General features: G+C 66.1%; 13 protein-coding genes. All 13 read left to right on the top strand.

Features of this window, described 5'->3' with window-relative positions:
- The first annotated feature begins 299 nt into the window (after positions 1 to 299).
- The 13 genes from FYJ68_RS08175 (at position 300) to ftsZ (ending at position 15,999) form a co-directional block, all read left to right on the top strand.
- Positions 300 to 728 carry a division/cell wall cluster transcriptional repressor MraZ gene (locus FYJ68_RS08175; protein WP_154435725.1) on the top strand — a complete coding sequence of 143 codons (429 nt, stop codon included), beginning with the start codon at positions 300 to 302 and terminating at the stop codon, positions 726 to 728.
- A gap of 19 nt (positions 729 to 747) precedes the next feature.
- On the top strand, positions 748 to 1,752 hold the full coding sequence (rsmH, locus tag FYJ68_RS08180; protein WP_154435726.1) for a 16S rRNA (cytosine(1402)-N(4))-methyltransferase RsmH: 1,005 nt from the start codon (positions 748 to 750) through the stop codon (positions 1,750 to 1,752).
- A gap of 129 nt (positions 1,753 to 1,881) precedes the next feature.
- Entirely contained in the window at positions 1,882 to 2,367 is a 486-nt protein-coding gene (locus tag FYJ68_RS08185; protein ID WP_154435727.1) for a cell division protein FtsL, read from the top strand.
- A gap of 11 nt (positions 2,368 to 2,378) precedes the next feature.
- The gene (locus FYJ68_RS08190; RefSeq protein ID WP_326832284.1) at positions 2,379 to 4,175 is read left to right on the top strand and encodes a peptidoglycan D,D-transpeptidase FtsI family protein; all 1,797 of its coding nucleotides are present in this window, start codon (positions 2,379 to 2,381) and stop codon (positions 4,173 to 4,175) included.
- 21 nt (positions 4,176 to 4,196) lie between these two features.
- A complete protein-coding gene (locus FYJ68_RS08195; RefSeq protein WP_154435728.1) occupies positions 4,197 to 5,645 on the top strand; it encodes a UDP-N-acetylmuramoyl-tripeptide--D-alanyl-D-alanine ligase in 1,449 nt (482 codons plus the stop codon).
- Positions 5,646 to 6,677, top strand: a complete 1,032-nt coding sequence (gene mraY, locus FYJ68_RS08200) for a phospho-N-acetylmuramoyl-pentapeptide-transferase (protein ID WP_154435729.1) — start codon at positions 5,646 to 5,648, stop codon at positions 6,675 to 6,677.
- A 12-nt stretch (positions 6,678 to 6,689) separates the two neighbouring features.
- The gene (murD, locus tag FYJ68_RS08205; RefSeq protein ID WP_154435730.1) at positions 6,690 to 8,099 is read left to right on the top strand and encodes a UDP-N-acetylmuramoyl-L-alanine--D-glutamate ligase; all 1,410 of its coding nucleotides are present in this window, start codon (positions 6,690 to 6,692) and stop codon (positions 8,097 to 8,099) included.
- Positions 8,100 to 9,683 carry an FtsW/RodA/SpoVE family cell cycle protein gene (locus FYJ68_RS08210; protein WP_154435731.1) on the top strand — a complete coding sequence of 528 codons (1,584 nt, stop codon included), beginning with the start codon at positions 8,100 to 8,102 and terminating at the stop codon, positions 9,681 to 9,683.
- Positions 9,673 to 10,800: an undecaprenyldiphospho-muramoylpentapeptide beta-N-acetylglucosaminyltransferase gene (gene murG / locus FYJ68_RS08215; protein ID WP_326832285.1), complete on the top strand. Its 1,128-nt coding sequence runs from the start codon at positions 9,673 to 9,675 to the stop codon at positions 10,798 to 10,800. Before FYJ68_RS08210 ends, murG begins: the two co-directional genes overlap by 11 nt.
- Before the next feature lie 80 nt (positions 10,801 to 10,880).
- Entirely contained in the window at positions 10,881 to 12,299 is a 1,419-nt protein-coding gene (gene murC / locus FYJ68_RS08220) for a UDP-N-acetylmuramate--L-alanine ligase (protein WP_154435733.1), read from the top strand.
- A 1-nt stretch (position 12,300) separates the two neighbouring features.
- On the top strand, positions 12,301 to 13,215 hold the full coding sequence (gene murB, locus FYJ68_RS08225; RefSeq protein WP_154435734.1) for a UDP-N-acetylmuramate dehydrogenase: 915 nt from the start codon (positions 12,301 to 12,303) through the stop codon (positions 13,213 to 13,215).
- Between the two features lie 185 nt (positions 13,216 to 13,400).
- A complete protein-coding gene (locus tag FYJ68_RS08230) occupies positions 13,401 to 14,462 on the top strand; it encodes a cell division protein FtsQ/DivIB (protein WP_154435735.1) in 1,062 nt (353 codons plus the stop codon).
- 394 nt (positions 14,463 to 14,856) lie between these two features.
- The gene (ftsZ, locus tag FYJ68_RS08235) at positions 14,857 to 15,999 is read left to right on the top strand and encodes a cell division protein FtsZ (protein WP_154435736.1); all 1,143 of its coding nucleotides are present in this window, start codon (positions 14,857 to 14,859) and stop codon (positions 15,997 to 15,999) included.
- The last annotated feature ends 9 nt before the right edge of the window (positions 16,000 to 16,008 follow it).

Genomic DNA, 16,008 nt, shown 5'->3' on the forward strand with positions numbered 1-16,008 from the left:
GGGTGGGTACTCCTGCGAAAGAGAGAAATAAGCCCATCTACCTGCGTAAATGACTCTGACCTGCGGCTTCACCAACCCTTCACAATCCCCCTTTCAACCTAGCGCGCGGGCGGTCGCTCCCTTGTGGTGCGAACGCGTGTTTCCACGAGATGTGGGGCCGCTTGGAAACCTATCAGACCCCCAGGACGAAAAGTTGCCGTTGGGTGGGACGATGTGTTGCGAAGTGGGGGACTTGCCCTATTATTAGACTCACGTTTTCGAGGGGGAGCACACTCCCTGCACCAAGGGGAGGAGGGGACATGTACCTTACTGGCACCTTCCAGCACAATCTGGATGCCAAGTCCCGTCTGACCCTTCCTGCCTCGTTTCGCAAGCAGGTGGGCGACACGGTCTGCCTGGTGCCCCTCGACGACGCGATCTACGGCTTCACCCCCGAGAGCCACAAGGCTTGGGTGTCCAGCTTCTTCCCCCAGGGGCTCAACCCCCGCAACAGGAGGGACGTGCAGCTGCACAGCCTGCTCATGCGTCGCACCGTCACGGTGGAGGTCGACTCCGCGGGGCGGATCGCACTGGGCAAGGTCAGCGCAGAGGCGCTCCAGAAGCTGGGAATCGAGCGCGAGGTCACGGTCATCGGCAACGACGACCACTTCGAGATCTGGTCCGCCGCCGCGTTCAAGGCGATGGACGAGCAGATCGAGAGCCTCGACGACCTCATGTTCGACGACTAGCCAGGAGGGGGTGAGGGTCTTGACAGCAGAATATCGGCACGTACCCGTGATGCTCGAGGAGGTCCTCTCCGTCCTCGACCCACAGCCGGGCGAGGTGGTCTGCGACTGCACGCTCGGTGGGGCCGGACACTCGGTGGAGATGGCCAGGAGGATCCAGCCCGACGGCCTGTCGATTGGCATCGACCAGGACGACATGGCCCTCTCCGCCGCGGCCGAGCGCTTCGCGCGCGAGGTTCCCGGGGCGGAGCACCGCTTCCTCAAGGGCAACTTCGGCTCGCTCGACGACCTTCTCGTCGAGGCCGAGGTTCCCGGAGTGGACTGCTTCCTCTTCGACCTGGGGGTCTCCTCCCCGCAACTCGACATCCCCGAGAGGGGGTTCTCGTACCACGAGGACGCCCCGCTCGACATGCGCATGGATCCGGGCAACAACACCCTAACCGCAGCTGAGGTCATAAACCACTACAACGAAGCCGACCTCGCCCGGATACTCCGCGTCTATGGGGACGAGAGGTACGCAAGCTCCATCGCCCGACACATCGTCCGCCGGCGCGAGAAGGAGCCGATCGAGACCACGCTTCAGCTGGTCGACGTCGTGAAGGAGGCAATCCCAGCCGCCGGAAGGAGGCATGGGGGGCATCCCGCACGCAAGACCTTCCAGGCCCTGCGCATCGAGGTGAACCACGAGCTGGACGTACTGGACCAGGGCCTTAGGGCAGCGGTTCGCTGGGCAAACACGGGCGGTAGGATCTGCGTCATCTCCTACCACTCCCTGGAGGACCGAATCGTCAAGCACGTGTTCTCGGAGCTCTCGCAGGGATGCACATGTCCCCCGGACCTCCCGGTGTGCGTGTGCGGTCACGTGCCGATAGTCAGCGTCAAGACCAAGAGGCCCCTCAAGGCCAGCGAGGGAGAGGTGCGACGGAACCCTCGGTCGCGCAGCGCCCTCCTGCGCGTGGCGGTCAAGCTCGACGTCACGCACGAGGGGGAGAAGGAGGCACAACCGGCCGCGAGGCCGCGTGCATAGGCAACGAACGAACCAACAAACGCAGCAGCAAGCACCACCAACGCAACACAACGCAGCTCAAACGAACCACCATCACACCACCAACGCAGCCGGGCTCGCCCGGCTGCCTTCAGCAAAGAGGGGCAAACCATGAGGTACGCAGGGTCCGAGGCACGTGTCCTCGACGCCGCCGAGAGGCGTACGCAGGAGGTAGAGCGTCACGCCCCCTTCGAGGTCGTCGAGGGCGGCGGGCTGGATGCCCGGGCTCGTCAGGGGGTCTCGGGGCGGTTCCTCCGCAGGTTCGAGATCTTCATGGTTTGTACGGCAGCGCTCCTCGCCCTTGGCGCCGTCAGGGTCGCCATGACCAGCGCGACGGTCGCCACCCTCCAGCAGAACGCCGCCCTGGAGCAGAAGATCTCGACCTCCGAGGACGACAACGGCGAGCTCCAGATCGAGCACTCGGTGCTCTCCAGCTCGTCTCGCATCGACCTCATCGCAACCGAGAACTACGGCATGGTCCGTCCCACTTCCACCGACACGATCACCCTGGGGAGCTCGGACCAGTCCTCCACGACCGCTTCTGCAGATGATGCGCAATCCGCCCAGCAGACTCAGGCCGCGGCCTCGGAGTCGTAGACTTCTCTCTCGTGAGAAGCACACAAGACAACAGCCGACGCGGGAGGAATCCCAGTCCCGAGGCCTCCTACGACGAGGCGTCACGGCGGCGCCGCATGCGGTCGCTCCGCCGCGGCGGTCCTGACTTCGACTCAAATGCCAAGTTCCTCATGGTCTTTGTTGCCGTCCTGGCGGCGATTGTGGCGGGCAAGCTCGTCTACCTCCAGGTGTTCGAAGCCTCGAATCTTAGCAAGCAGGCCGAGGCCATGCGCACCAACACCGTCACCATCCAGGCGAAGCGCGGAACCATCTACGACCGCAACGGCAACGTCCTCGCCATGAGCCAGGACTGCACCACGATCTACTGCAATCCCAACGAGGTCCAGGCGGGCTCCATCGAGGAGGCCGCCAAGATTCTCGCCGAGGACACCGGTGGTGACGAGAGCGACTTCCTCTCGATCCTCACGCAGGACACCACCTTCGCCTACCTCAAGCGCAAAGTGGACAACTCCGTCGCCGACCAGGTGAAGGAGGACCTCGCAAAGGCTAACATCTCGGGGGTCTACTACCTCAGCGACGTGCGGCGCGTGTACCCGTACGGCTCGGTGGGAAGCCAGGTCCTGGGCATCGTGGGCACGGACGGCGACGGCCTCACCGGCCTCGAGCTCTACTACAACGACATCCTCAAGGGCACCGACGGCGAGATGATCTTCGAGACCGGCAGCGGTGGGACGCCCATTGCCGGGGAGACCGCCCAGACCAAGGATGCCAAGGATGGCACGGACATCGTTATCTCGCTCGACATCGACATCCAGAAGGTCGCGGAGGAGACGATCACCCAGGGCGTCAAGGACTACTCCGCCGACTCGGGCTCGGTCATGGTCACCGACCCCACCACGGGCGAGATCCTGGCGGCCTGCTCGACCCCTATGTTCGACGTCACCGACACCTCCACGATCGAGGACGGGGCGACCAGCCTCAAGCTCGTCTCGTCGTCGTTTGAGCCCGGCTCCATCTTCAAGCTGCTGACCATGGCGATCGGCATCGACAACGGCCTCATCACGCCCGACAGCACGTTTGACGTCCCCGCCAAGGTGCAGGTGGGCAGCGACTGGGTCGGCGACGACGACAATCGCAGCTACGAGATGAACATGTCGGTGCGAGAGATCCTCAGGCGCTCGTCCAACGCGGGAACTGCCCTGGTGGCCCAGCAGGTGATAGGTGCCGACACCTTTGCCAGCGGTATCGAGAAGTTTGGCATCGGCTCCAAGACGGGAATCGACTTCCCCGGCGAGGTCGCCGGCATCGTCAAGACGCGCGAGCACTACGACAACGCGAGCCTGGGCGCCATGTCGTTTGGCCAGTCGCTGGCCATCCCACTGGTGCAGATGGTCAAGGCGGTCGACTCCATCGCGGACGACGGCACGCTCACCACGCCCCACTTCCTCGTGAAGAAGGGGGGCGAGACGGTGGAGTGGAAGAGCGCGGGCACCTCGGTCTCGAAGGAGACCGCCGACCAGGTCACCGACATGATGCGGACCGTAGTGCAGGAGGGCACCGCGACTGCCGCCCAGGTCGACGGCTACGACGTGGCGGGCAAGACCGGCACGGGCGAGCAGGCGGGCGAGACGGGCTCCTACATAGAGAACAGCTACGTGAGCTCGCTCATCGGCTTCGCCAACGCGGACGACCCCAAGGTCCTGGTGTACGTGGGTCTCAACGGAACTCCATATCTGGCCACCTCATCTGCCGCCCCCCTGTTCTCGACTATCATGAGTGCTGCTCTTTCGGACCTGGGCGTGGAGCCCACGTCCGGCACGAGCTCATAGGCCCAAGTGGGAGAGGAATCGATGTTCTCTATCAGCGTTTCTGCCATGGCGGAGGCAACCGGTGCCTCCGTCGAGCTTGGTGACGGGTCCATCGTCGCCTCCACCGTTCAGACCGACTCCAGAAAGGTGGGGGAGGGGGACACCTTCGTGTGCTTCCCCGGCGAGAGGGTCAACGGGAACAGGTTCGCATCGGCCGCGATCGACGCGGGCGCATCCGCCGTCGTGATGACCGAGGAGCCCACGGGGGAGGTCCTCTCCGCCGCAAAGACCCGCGGGTGCGCCGTGCTCCGTGCCGCCGACGACGACGCGACGGAGTTCATGCTCCGCATTGCCGCCTGGTGGCGCGATCGGAACCCCCAGTGGGTCGTGGTGGGAGTCACGGGGTCCGTGGGCAAGACCACGACCAAGGACATGCTCGCCGCGGCCCTTGCGACGCGCTATCGGGTGCATGCAACGGCTGGTAACTTCAACAATCTCATCGGGCTGCCGCTCACCGTGCTCTCCGCCTCGGAGGACGACCAGGTGCTCGTCGCCGAGATGGGCATGAACCACAAGGGTGAGCTCACGCGTCTCTCCGCCGTCGCAAGGCCCACGGTCGCGCTCGTCACCAACGTGGGCACGAGCCACATCGGCCTCCTCGGCAGCAGGGAGAACATCGCGCGCGCCAAGGCAGAGATCCTCTCGTCCATGGGACCGAGCGACCGTCCGCAGAACGGCGTCTCCCCCTGCCTGGAGATGACGGCGGACAACGACTTCGCCCCCCTCATCGAGGGCGAGTACGCCAAGCCGCGCGGCGTCGACGTGACCTACGTCGGCACCACGGAGGGGTGCTCCCCAAGGGCGCTCGACATCGAGCTCGACGCAGAGTCCCTGCCCTCGCTCACGCTCGCGTTTGCCGATGGCTGGGAGGAGCGCGTCACCCTCCCCATTCCCGGGCGTCACGTGGTCTGGGACTTCCTGCTTGCCATGGGCATCGCCGACAGGCTGGGCGTCGACCGACACCAGGCGGCGGAGGCAATCGCCGCGATGCCCCAGACGCACATGCGCATGGAGGTCGTGACGGCTCCCGGCAAGCCTCGGCTCATCGACGACTCGTACAACGCGAGCCCAAGCTCCATGGCGGCGGCGCTCGACGTCCTCTGCTCAATGGCGTGCGAGGGCCGAAGGGTCGCCGTGCTGGGCGAGATCGGCGAGCTTGGCGGGGAGGGGCCGCGCCTCCACGGGTACGTGGGCGCCTATGCCGCAGCCAAGTCGCTCGACCTCCTGGTCCTCGTGGGGGGCGAGGGCGCCTCAGAGATGCGCGAGGCGGCCCTCACCATGGGCTTCTCCGAGGACAGGCTCGAGCTTCTCCCCAACGTGGGGGAGGCGCTCTCGGTCATCGCCCCGATTCTCAGGCCGACCGACCTCGTGCTGGTCAAGGCCTCCCGTTCCGTGAACCTCGACCAGTTCGTTAAGGGGGTGCTGGAGTAGATGTTCGGAAACCCGAGCTACCCCACGTACCAGATCTTCCTGTCCATTGGCATCGCCGCCATCATCACGGGCGCGATCATGCCGTTCTTCATCAAGATGATGCGGCACGAGGGGGTTGGCCAGCAGGTCAGGGCAGACGGTCCCCAGCGCCACCTCGTCAAGCAGGGCACGCCCACCATGGGCGGGGTGATCATCCTCCTGGGGATGTTCGTGACCTGCCTGATCCAGGCAAAGTGGACCCCCGGCCTGGTGCTTGCCATGCTCGCAACGCTCGCCACGGGCTCGCTGGGCCTGCTCGACGACATCGAGAGCGTCGCCCACAGGCGCTCCCTCGGCCTCACGCCCTCCCAGAAGATGGCCGGCCTCATCGTGATTTCGGTCCTGTTCTGCCTTGGCGCGGTCAACCTCTGCCACGTCCAGCCCACGCTCGAGTTCCCCGGGGGTGGCTTCCTCGACCTCGGGGTCCTCACCTCCACCCTTCACGTGGGCGGCGCGACCATCCAGATCCCCTGGCTCTACGTGGTCTTCGTGTTCCTCCTCATGGCGGGACTCTCCAACGCCGTCAACCTCACGGACGGCCTCGACGGCCTCGCGGGCGGCTGCATCCTCGTGGTGATGCTGGCCATGTCCATGGTCGCCTTCAGCTTTGGCGAGAGGAACCTCGCGGTCTTCGCCGCTGCCATCGCCGGTGCCTGCATCGGCTTCCTCTGGTTCAACTGCTATCCCGCCTCGATCTTCATGGGCGACACGGGCTCGCTCGCCCTGGGCGCCGCCTTCGCGGCCCTCGCCGTCCTCACCAAGACCGAGGTGACCTCGCTCGTCATGGGTGGCCTCTTCATCATCGAGGCCCTCTCCGTCATCATCCAGGTGGTGAGCTTCAAGGCGACCGGCAAGAGGGTCTTCCTCATGGCTCCCATCCACCATCACTTCGAGAAGAAGGGCTGGAGCGAGACGAAGGTCGTCATTCGCTTCTGGATCGTCTCCGCCGCGTTCGCAACGCTCGGCTTTGCCCTGTACTTCCAGCTTGGCTAGGTAGGTGTCCCCATGTCCGATGAGAACAGCAACCTCACGTCCCTCGGCCGCGTCCTCGTGCTCGGCCTGGGAAAGACCGGTCGTGCCGTCGCAGACTACCTTGCGGCGCAGTCCCGGTCGCGCGTCTCGTCCGTGACGCTGTATGGCGGCGTCACCTCCAGCGAGGGAGAGGCGTCCCGCGCCCTTCGCGCCGCGGGGGTCGACGTCGTCCTGGGGACCGAGGACGTTAGCGGGGAGTACGACCTCTGCGTCGTCTCTCCCGGGATCTCCGAGTTCTGCCCCTTCTTCGCGGCTGCGTCCGAGCATGCGAGGGAGGTCGTGAGCGAGCCCGAGTTCGCATGGCGCGAGAGCCCGCAGAGGTGGGTCGCCATCACCGGCTCCAATGGCAAGACGACAACGACCACGCTCGCGACCGAGCTCATCTGCAAGGTGGTCCCCGCCGTCGCGGTGGGCAACATCGGCAACCTGTGCATCGACGAGGTCGCCAAGAGGCCCGAGGGCGAGTGGTTCGTCGCCGAGCTCTCCAGCTTTCAGCTTGCCGTCACCAGCAGGCTGCACCCCCGCATCGCATGCCTCCTCAACGTCACCCCGGATCACCTGGAGTGGCACGGCACCATGGAGAACTACGCCGCCGCCAAGGAGAAGGTCTTCGCCAACCTCGGCGCGGGCGACCTCGCCATCGTGAGCGAGGACGACTCCTGGACCCTCGGGGCCATCGGGAGGCTCGAGGCGCGGGGGCTGCGCGTGCTGCACCTCAACGTGGCGAGCGACCCCAAGACGGCGTGCGCAGCCTTCGTGCGCGACGGCATGCTCGTGGTCAGGCTCGACGGCTCGGAGCACGAGCTCGTCGCGGCGTCCGACCTCCACATCAAGGGCCTTCACAACGAGGAGAACGCGCTCGCCGCAGCCGCCATCGCGCTCGAGGTGGGCGTGGGGGACGGCCTGGTAAGAGACGGGCTCCTCGAGTTCCAGCCCCTGGAGCACCGCATCGAGCCCTGCGGCGAGGTCGGCGGCGTCCGCTTCGTCAACGACTCCAAGGCGACAAACACCGACTCCGTCGAGAAGGCGCTCACGGCGTTTCCCGCCGGCAGCATCGTCGTCATGCTCGGTGGCCACGACAAGGGCACCGACCTCACGTCACTCGCGGCGGCGGTCTCGCGCGACTGCAAGGCTGCCGTTTGCTTTGGTGCGGCGGGGGAGAGGATCGCCCGTGCGGTCGAGGCGGCCGGCGGTGGCGTGCGCGTCATCAGGGCGGGCAGGCTCGCCGATGCGTTCGAAAAGGCCGTCGACGTCGCCGAGCAGGGTGACGTGGTGCTCCTCTCGCCCGCCTGCTCCTCGTTCGACGAGTTCGCCAACATGGCGGAGCGCGGTCGCTCCTTCAAGGCCATGGTCCATGCCCTCTCGCGTGGGGAGAGCAACTAGATGACCAGCTCCTCGAACCCCTCCGTCGGGGGTCGTGCGTCGCGCTCCCGACGTCGCGGTGACGGAGAGGAGCGCCTGATCCTGGGCGTTCCCGCCCGCTTCATGAAGCCCCGGCTCATCTTCATCGCGGCGGTCTTTGCCCTGGTTGGCTTTGGCCTCCTCATGATCTACTCGTCGTCTTCCATCACGTCGCTCATCTCCAAGGACTACGGCAACGATCCCGCGTACTACGTGGAGAGGCAGCTCATGTTCGTTGCCTTTGGGACCGCCTTCGCGTTTGCCCTCTTCAAATGTGACTACCACCTGCTGAGTGGGCGGCTCATGCCCGTGATCTGGGTGGTCATGGTCCTCGCCCTGGGGCTCATCTTCCTGCCCTTCGCGGGTGCCGATGCCTATGGCGCGTCGCGTTGGATTGCCATCGGCCCCCTCCACCTCCAGCCGTCGGAGTTTGCCAAGGTGGCGATCGTGGTCATAGCGGCGGGTCTTCTGAGCGACTACATGGAGAAGCAGAGGCTCGACACCAAGGAGCTCCTCAAGAGGGCGGCGCTCCTCGTGGGCGTCCCCCTGATGATGATCCTCCTGCAGCCCGACAAGGGCACCATGATGATCTGCGCCGTCACGATTCTGGTGATGCTGTGGTTTGCCGGGGTTCCCCGCCGCTGGGTCGTCGGCCTGTTTGCCGTTGGCATTGTTGGCATGGTTGCCCTCTCGCTCAGGGACTCGTACTCGCGCGCCCGCATCATGACGGTGCTCAACCCCTGGAGCGATCCCTATGGCAGCGGCTACCAGCTCATCCAGGGCTTCTACGCCTTTGGCTCGGGAGGTCTCTTCGGCGTGGGCATTGGCATGGGCCGACAGAAGTACTCGTACCTCCCCATGGCGTACAACGACTTCATCTACGCCGTGATAGGAGAGGAGTGCGGCCTGGTGGGGACGCTCGGAGTCCTTGCCGGCTTCGGCATCATGCTGTGGGCGGGGCTCAAGATAGCGCGGTATGCGCCCGACATGACGGGGCAGCTGATTGCCACCGGGTCGGTGACCATGCTCGTGGTGCAGCTCCTCCTCAACGTGAGCGGCGTCGTGGGAGTATTCCCGCTCTCGGGCAAGCCGGTCCCGTTCATCTCGTACGGAGGCTCCTCGGTCATGTCGTGCCTCATGCTCGCAGGCCTCGTTCTGTCGGTGTCAAAGCAGTCCAGGCTCCCGGTCACCGAGCACGACCGCGTGAGAATGGACTGGAGCGTGACCCAGGCGCCCAGGGTGGACCAGGAGGGGGTCTCGGAGCCCATGCCCCGCTCTGCGCGTGGGTCGACCGAGGGATTGGGCGGTGGCTCCCGCTTCAGGGTCATCGGCGGGGGAGCCTCTCCCACCCCGCTCGCCGGATCGCGCACGCCACGCTCGCTTCGGGCAGAACGAGACCTCGCGTCTCGCCACCCGGAGGGCAGAGTGAGCGTAGACTCTAACGGTCGACGGAGAATCGACCTCGGCCCGACAGCGGGCGAGAGGCTCAGGAAGAGGGACGATGGCCCGGACGTGCGGGGCAGGCGTCCCGGAGGCGGAAGGAACGGTGAGAGGCGTGGCAGATAGGCTCAGGGTCGCGATTGCCGCGGGCGGAACGGCTGGGCATATCAACCCGGCCCTCGCCCTGGCGGAGGAGCTTTCCGCCCGCGGGCACGAGGTGCGCTTCTATGGCCAGCCCACCAGGCTCGAGGCGACTCTCGTGCCTCAGGCGGGCTTCCCGTTCTCTCCCATTGACGTCACGGGCTTTGATCGCTCGCGTCCCTGGACGCTCGTCAGCGCCCTCTGGCGAATGAGGAGGGCCCAGAGCGTGCTGGGGCAGGACTTCTCCCGCGACGGCGCGCCGGACGTGGCGGTGGGCTTTGGCGCCTACGTCGAGCTCCCTCTGATCAACTGGTGCCACGACCACGGCATCCCGTGCGTCATCCACGAGCAGAACTCGGTCCCCGGCCTGGCAAACAAGTCCTCGGCCCGCAAGGTCAAGTGCGTGTGCGTCTCGCTGCCCGTCGCCATCGACGCGTTCAAGGACCGCGTGTCCGCCGACACCCAGATCGTCGTGACGGGAAACCCCGTCCGTCGCAGCGTCATCGAGGCGAGCCGTGCGAGAGGCAGGGAGGCGCTCGGCATTCCCGACGGCGCCACCATGCTGTTGGTGTTTGGCGGTAGTCTTGGCGCCCGGCACGTCAACCAGGGCGTGGAGCGGCTGAGGGACGAGCTCCTTTCCCAGGACGACCTCTACGTTGTTCACTCCACGGGCAAGAGGGACTACGACGACGTGGTGCGCGACCTGGCCCTCACCGACGAGCAGGCGAAGCGTTGGAGGGTGCTCCCCTACATCGACAACATGGGAGAGGCGCTTGCGGCCGCCGACCTGGTGCTCTCTCGCGCTGGCGCGTCCTCGATCGCCGAGATCGCGGCCCTCGCCGTCCCAAGCATCCTCATCCCGTACCCGCAGGCGACGGCGGACCACCAGACCACCAACGCCCGCTACCTCGTCGACGCGGGCGCGGCGAGGCTGGTGACCGACGACCAGATTGACCAGCCCGTGTTCGAGGAGACGCTCAGGGGGCTCTTGAGTGACGCGGCGGAGCGGGCGCACATGCGCGAATGCGCAAGGGGGTTGGCACAGGACAAGGCCGCCTCGGCCCTCGCAGACCAAGTGGAGAGTGCCGCCGCCCTCAGGTGACGCGTCCTAATCGGGTAGAGTATATGGGTGGTCTGCCCATCGGGCAGGCCACTCATGCTGTCTTTAAGGAGAAGGTGCCCATGGCCGATTCCGTATCCGCCTCTAACATCCACAGCGCTCACTTCATCGGCATCGGCGGTGCCGGTATGAGCGGCATCGCCCTCGTGCTCCACCAGCGCGGCTGCAAGGTCACCGGTTCCGACCTCAAGGCGTCGCGCTACGTCCGCGACCTCGAGGCCGCGGGGGTCGACGTGCGCGTGGGCCACAAGGCCATCACCATCGACGAGGTCTCGCCCGAGGTCGTGGTGACCTCCTCCGCCATCCCCGAGACCAACCCCGAGGTCATCCGCGCCAGGGAGCTGGGCATCCCCGTCTGGCCGCGCGCTAAGATGCTCTCCGCCCTCTCTGAGGACGCCACCACCGTCGCCGTGGCGGGCACGCACGGCAAGACCACCACGTCGAGCATGGTCGCCACGATGCTCGACCACCTGGGCATGGACCCCTCGTTCCTCATCGGCGGCATCGTGGAGGAGTACGGCACCAACGGCCGCAACGGCAACGGAGGCTACTTCGTGTGCGAGGCGGACGAGTCCGACGGGTCGTTCCTCTACCTCAACCCCGACGTCGTGGTCGTCACCAACATCGAGGCGGACCACCTGGACCACTACGGCACCCTCGAGAACATCGAGCGCACCTTCTGCAAGTTCATGGACCTGGTGGGCGACGCCGGCACCATCGTCATCTTTGGCGACAACCCACACTACGTCGAGCTTGCGCGCTCCACGGGTCGCAGGGTCCTCACCTACGGCTTTGACGAGGGCAACGACTTCGTGTGCCTTCCCGAGGACAACCACCACGGTCTGGAGAGCCACTTCGTGGTTCGCGCCCCCAAGGGCGAGGTGCCCGTCACCATCCACGCCAACCCCGGTCGCCATAACATGGCAAACGCGACCGCGGCCATCGCCGTCGCCTACGCCCTTGGCTGCGACCTCGACGCCGCCGCACGAGCCCTGAGCGGCTTCAAGGGCGCCCATCGCAGGTTTACGCACGTGGGCGACATCGACGGCGTTACCGTCGTGGACGACTACGGCCATCATCCCACCGAGATCAAGGCCACACTTGGCGCCGCGAAGGACCTCGGCTTCGACCGCATCGTGTGCGTCTTCCAGCCGCACCGGTACACGCGCACCCAGGCGCTGCAGGACATGTTCGCACACGCCTTCGACGACGTGGACGTCCTCATCGTCACGGACGTGTTCTCGGCCGGCGAGACGCCCATCCCCGGCATCTCGGGCAAGACGGTCTCGGGCAAGGTCGAGGAGGCGGGCGTCGTCCCCGACGTGAGCTTCGTTCCCAACCGCAAGGACGTCGTTCGCCGCCTGGTGGAGGTTGCGCGCCCCGGAGACCTCCTCATCACGCAGGGTGCTGGTGACGTCACGTCCATCGGACCCGCCTTCATCAAGGCGAAGCGGGAGCAGGACGAGGAAGCCGAGCGCTAGGTTGAGCGTCTACAACGCCTACATGGCCCTCTCGGGGGCACTCGATGCGGACGTGAGGAGGGACGAGCGCCTCTCGATGCGCACGACCTTCCACATTGGCGGTCCCGCGGCACTCTACGCCACGGTCCACAGCTACCCTGCGCTACGCAGGGTCATCGAGCGTCTGGGTGCAGAGGACGTGCCATGGGTAGTCCTTGGGCGCGGCTCCAACATCCTCGCCGCCGACGCGGGGTACAGGGGTTGCGTCATTCGGTTGGGACGAGAGTTCTCCAAGGTCTCCTTTGGGAAGGATGGCACCGTGTCCGCCGGCGCGGGGGCAACGCTCTCCAGGCTGGTGACCGAGACCCTTGCCCACTCGCTCTCGGGGCTCGAATTCTGCGTGGGCATTCCCGGCACAGTCGGCGGCGCTGTCTCCATGGATGCGGGAACCCGCCACGAGTGGATAGGACCCCTGGTGAGCGATCTTGTCACCTACAAGCCCGGGGAGGGTCTTAGGCGCTACCAGGGCAGCGAGGTAGAGTGGGGATACCGCTGGACCAGCCTCCCCGGTGACGAGATCATCCTCGAGGCAAACCTGGCGCTGCGACCGGGCGACAAGACCCAGATTGGCGAGGAGATGGACAGGAGGCTCTCGCGCCGGCGCACAAGGCAGCCCCTGGGAAGCCCATCCTGCGGCTCGGTGTTCCGCAACCCGGGCGACCGTTCAGCGGGCAGGCTCATCGAGGAGTGCGGCCTGAAGGGGTATCGCGTCGGCGGTGCGGTCGTGTCCACCCAGCACGCAAACTTCGTGGTCAACGACGGCGGTGCGACGGCAGCAGACGTGATCGCGGTCATTCGGCACGTCCACGACGAGGTCGCGGCAAGGTTTGGCGTGGAGCTGACGCCCGAGGTGAAGTGCCTCGGCTTCGAGGAGTAGGACGGTAGCTGGTGGGTTCTAGGCAGCCGACACGAAGGGGCACGCCACGGGATTCCGGTTCTCGCCCGACGGGTGGGCGCGGGGCTTCTTACCCGGCGCCACGCCCGTCCGCTAGCAGGGGTTCCCGCCCGCGTGCGGGGCGCGCCTCCCAGCCAAAGGTATCCACGGTCCCCTCGACCGCCCGCATGCGCTCTTCAAGGCGCGAGGTTTCGTCGCGCAAGGGGGCAAAGCCGTCCCTCCCGTTCATCTCGCTGCCCAGGCCAGGCCGTGGGGAGGAGGGCAAGCAGTCTGCCCCGCGTCGCTCTGCCAGGCAGGACAAGGGGGGCAGCGCGGCGCGCAGGATCATCGTCGCCTGCATTGCCGTTGCCATCGCGCTCCTTGTCGCCCTGGTGGGCTTTCTCGTCCTCTCGTACACCCCGGTGTTCTCCATCACCTCGATCGAGACTACGGCGACCGAGCACGTGAGCAAGGAGGACATCGCCAAGCTCGCCGCGATTCCCGAGGGAACGACGCTGCTTAACCTTGACGAGGCGAAGATCACCTCCAACCTACAGAAGAACCCCTGGGTGGGCCAGGTCACCTACGTGAGGGAGTTTCCCAACACGCTGAGGATCGAGGTCACGGAACGTTCGGTGGAGTCCCTGGTGGTCATGTCGTCGGGTAGCGTGGTGTGGTGCCTCGGGGACGGTGGGGTGTGGATCGAGCCCGTGTCCCTCACCACCTCGGACGGGGAGTCCATTGACGACGCCGCCCTCGCCAAGGCCCAGGAGATGGGTGCCCTCCTCATCACCGACGTCCCTGCCACCGTGAGCCCCGTTGCGGGCTCCACAGCGAGCGACTCGGTCATCCAGGCGGTCGAGACCTACCAGAGCACGTTCTCCGACGCGCTCACCTCGCAGATCGTGAGCTACAGCGCCCAGAGCCTCGACAGCATCTCGTGCACGCTCAAGAGTGGCGTCGAGATCTCGCTTGGGTCCGCCACCGACGTGAGCACCAAGGAGGAGGTCATCGAGCAGATCCTCTCGCAGTACTCCGGGAAGCTCACCTACATCAACGTTCGCGTACCGAGCAAGCCCACGTACCGCATGATCGACTCCGACAACGTGGGGGAGGGCACGGGGGCGCTCGTGGGAACCTCTTCCTCGTCTACGGACGGCTCGGACTCCTCCGCCACTGACTCGGCTGCAACGGCATCCGCCGCCTCAGCGGACTCGTCCGCAGACTCGGCGGCGTCGACGGGGCAGTGACAACCCGGTCGAAGAGGTTGAGGGAACGGCGAACGGAGGGGTGCGGGACGTCTAACCCTAAAGTTCCACTTAAGACTCAAAACCCATGGATATGGGGCCTCTGAGCAGGGGAATCCACATTTCTGACAAAGTTGTTGACTCTGTCGGCAAAAGTGTGCGAATATAGCGCGCTTTGAACGTGGCATAGGGTTCTACCTGAGGTTTAGGGTTTTGCCCGGTCCGATTCACCGCAGGAAGCTAGGTACCAGAGAACCAGAGACGAACCATGGCAGACAGGCGCAAGAGTCAGCAGCACCACAGGAACGGTACCGCAGGGCACACCATCTCTGGTGGGGCGGCACCCGTACGGAAGCCGGCGGAAGCTCCCCAGACCGTCGCCAAGCGAGGAGGAACCATGATGGACAACGAGATCCCCAGCAACTACCTTGCCGTCATCAAAGTGGTCGGCGTCGGCGGCGGCGGGACCAACGCGGTCAACCGCATGATCGAGGAGGGGATCCGCGGGGTCGAGTTCGTCGCCGTCAACACCGACGCCCAGGCGCTCGCGATCTCTGACGCCGACATCAAGGTCCACATTGGCGAGGACATCACGCGCGGGCTCGGCGCTGGCGCCAACCCCGAGGTGGGTGCCGAGGCCGCCGAGGACTCCCACGACGAGATCAAGCAGGCACTCGCCGGCGCCGACATGGTCTTCATCACGGCGGGCGAGGGCGGCGGCACCGGCACCGGCGCGGCACCCGTGGTCGCCGACATCGCCAAGAACGACGTGGGCGCGCTCACCGTCGGCGTCGTGACCAAGCCCTTCACCTTCGAGGGCCGTCCCCGCACCAAGCGTGCCGAGGAGGGCATCAGCACCCTCTCCGAGAGCGTCGACGCCCTCATCGTGATCCCCAACGACCGCCTGCTCGACCTCTCCGAGAAGAAGACGAGCTTCCTCGAGGCCTTCAGGATGGCGGACGACGTGTTGTGCCAGGGCACCCAGGGCATCACCGACCTCATCACCGTCCCCGGCCTCATCAACCTCGACTTCGCGGACGTCTGCACCATCATGCGCGGTGCTGGCACCGCGATGATGGGCGTGGGCATCGCCTCCGGCGACAACCGTGCCGCGGACGCCGCCGAGGAGGCCATCTCCAGCCGCCTGCTCGAGAACTCCATCGATGGCGCCACGCGCGTCCTCCTCTCCATCGCCGGCAACAAGGACCTCGGCATCCAGGAGATCAACGATGCCGCCGACCTCGTGGCCAAGAACGTCGACCCCGACGCCAACATCATCTTTGGCACGGTCGTGGACGAGAGCCTGGGCGACCAGGTGCGCGTCACGGTCATCGCAACCGGGTTCAACGACGGCAACGTCAACGTGCAGCAGTCCATCCCCACGCTGGGCACGGACCGCTCCAGCCGCTCCTCGCGCGGCTCCCGTGTGTCCGCCCCCTCCGCGGCGCCCCAGACGTCGGCCCCTCGCCCGTCCTCGGCTCCCTCCAACAACGACAAGGAGTTCGACATCCCCGAGTTCCTGAAGCACAGCCGCATCTAGGTGCTCGGC

The sequence above is a fragment of the Olsenella porci genome (assembly GCF_009695875.1).
GTDB lineage: Bacteria > Actinomycetota > Coriobacteriia > Coriobacteriales > Atopobiaceae > Olsenella_H > Olsenella_H porci.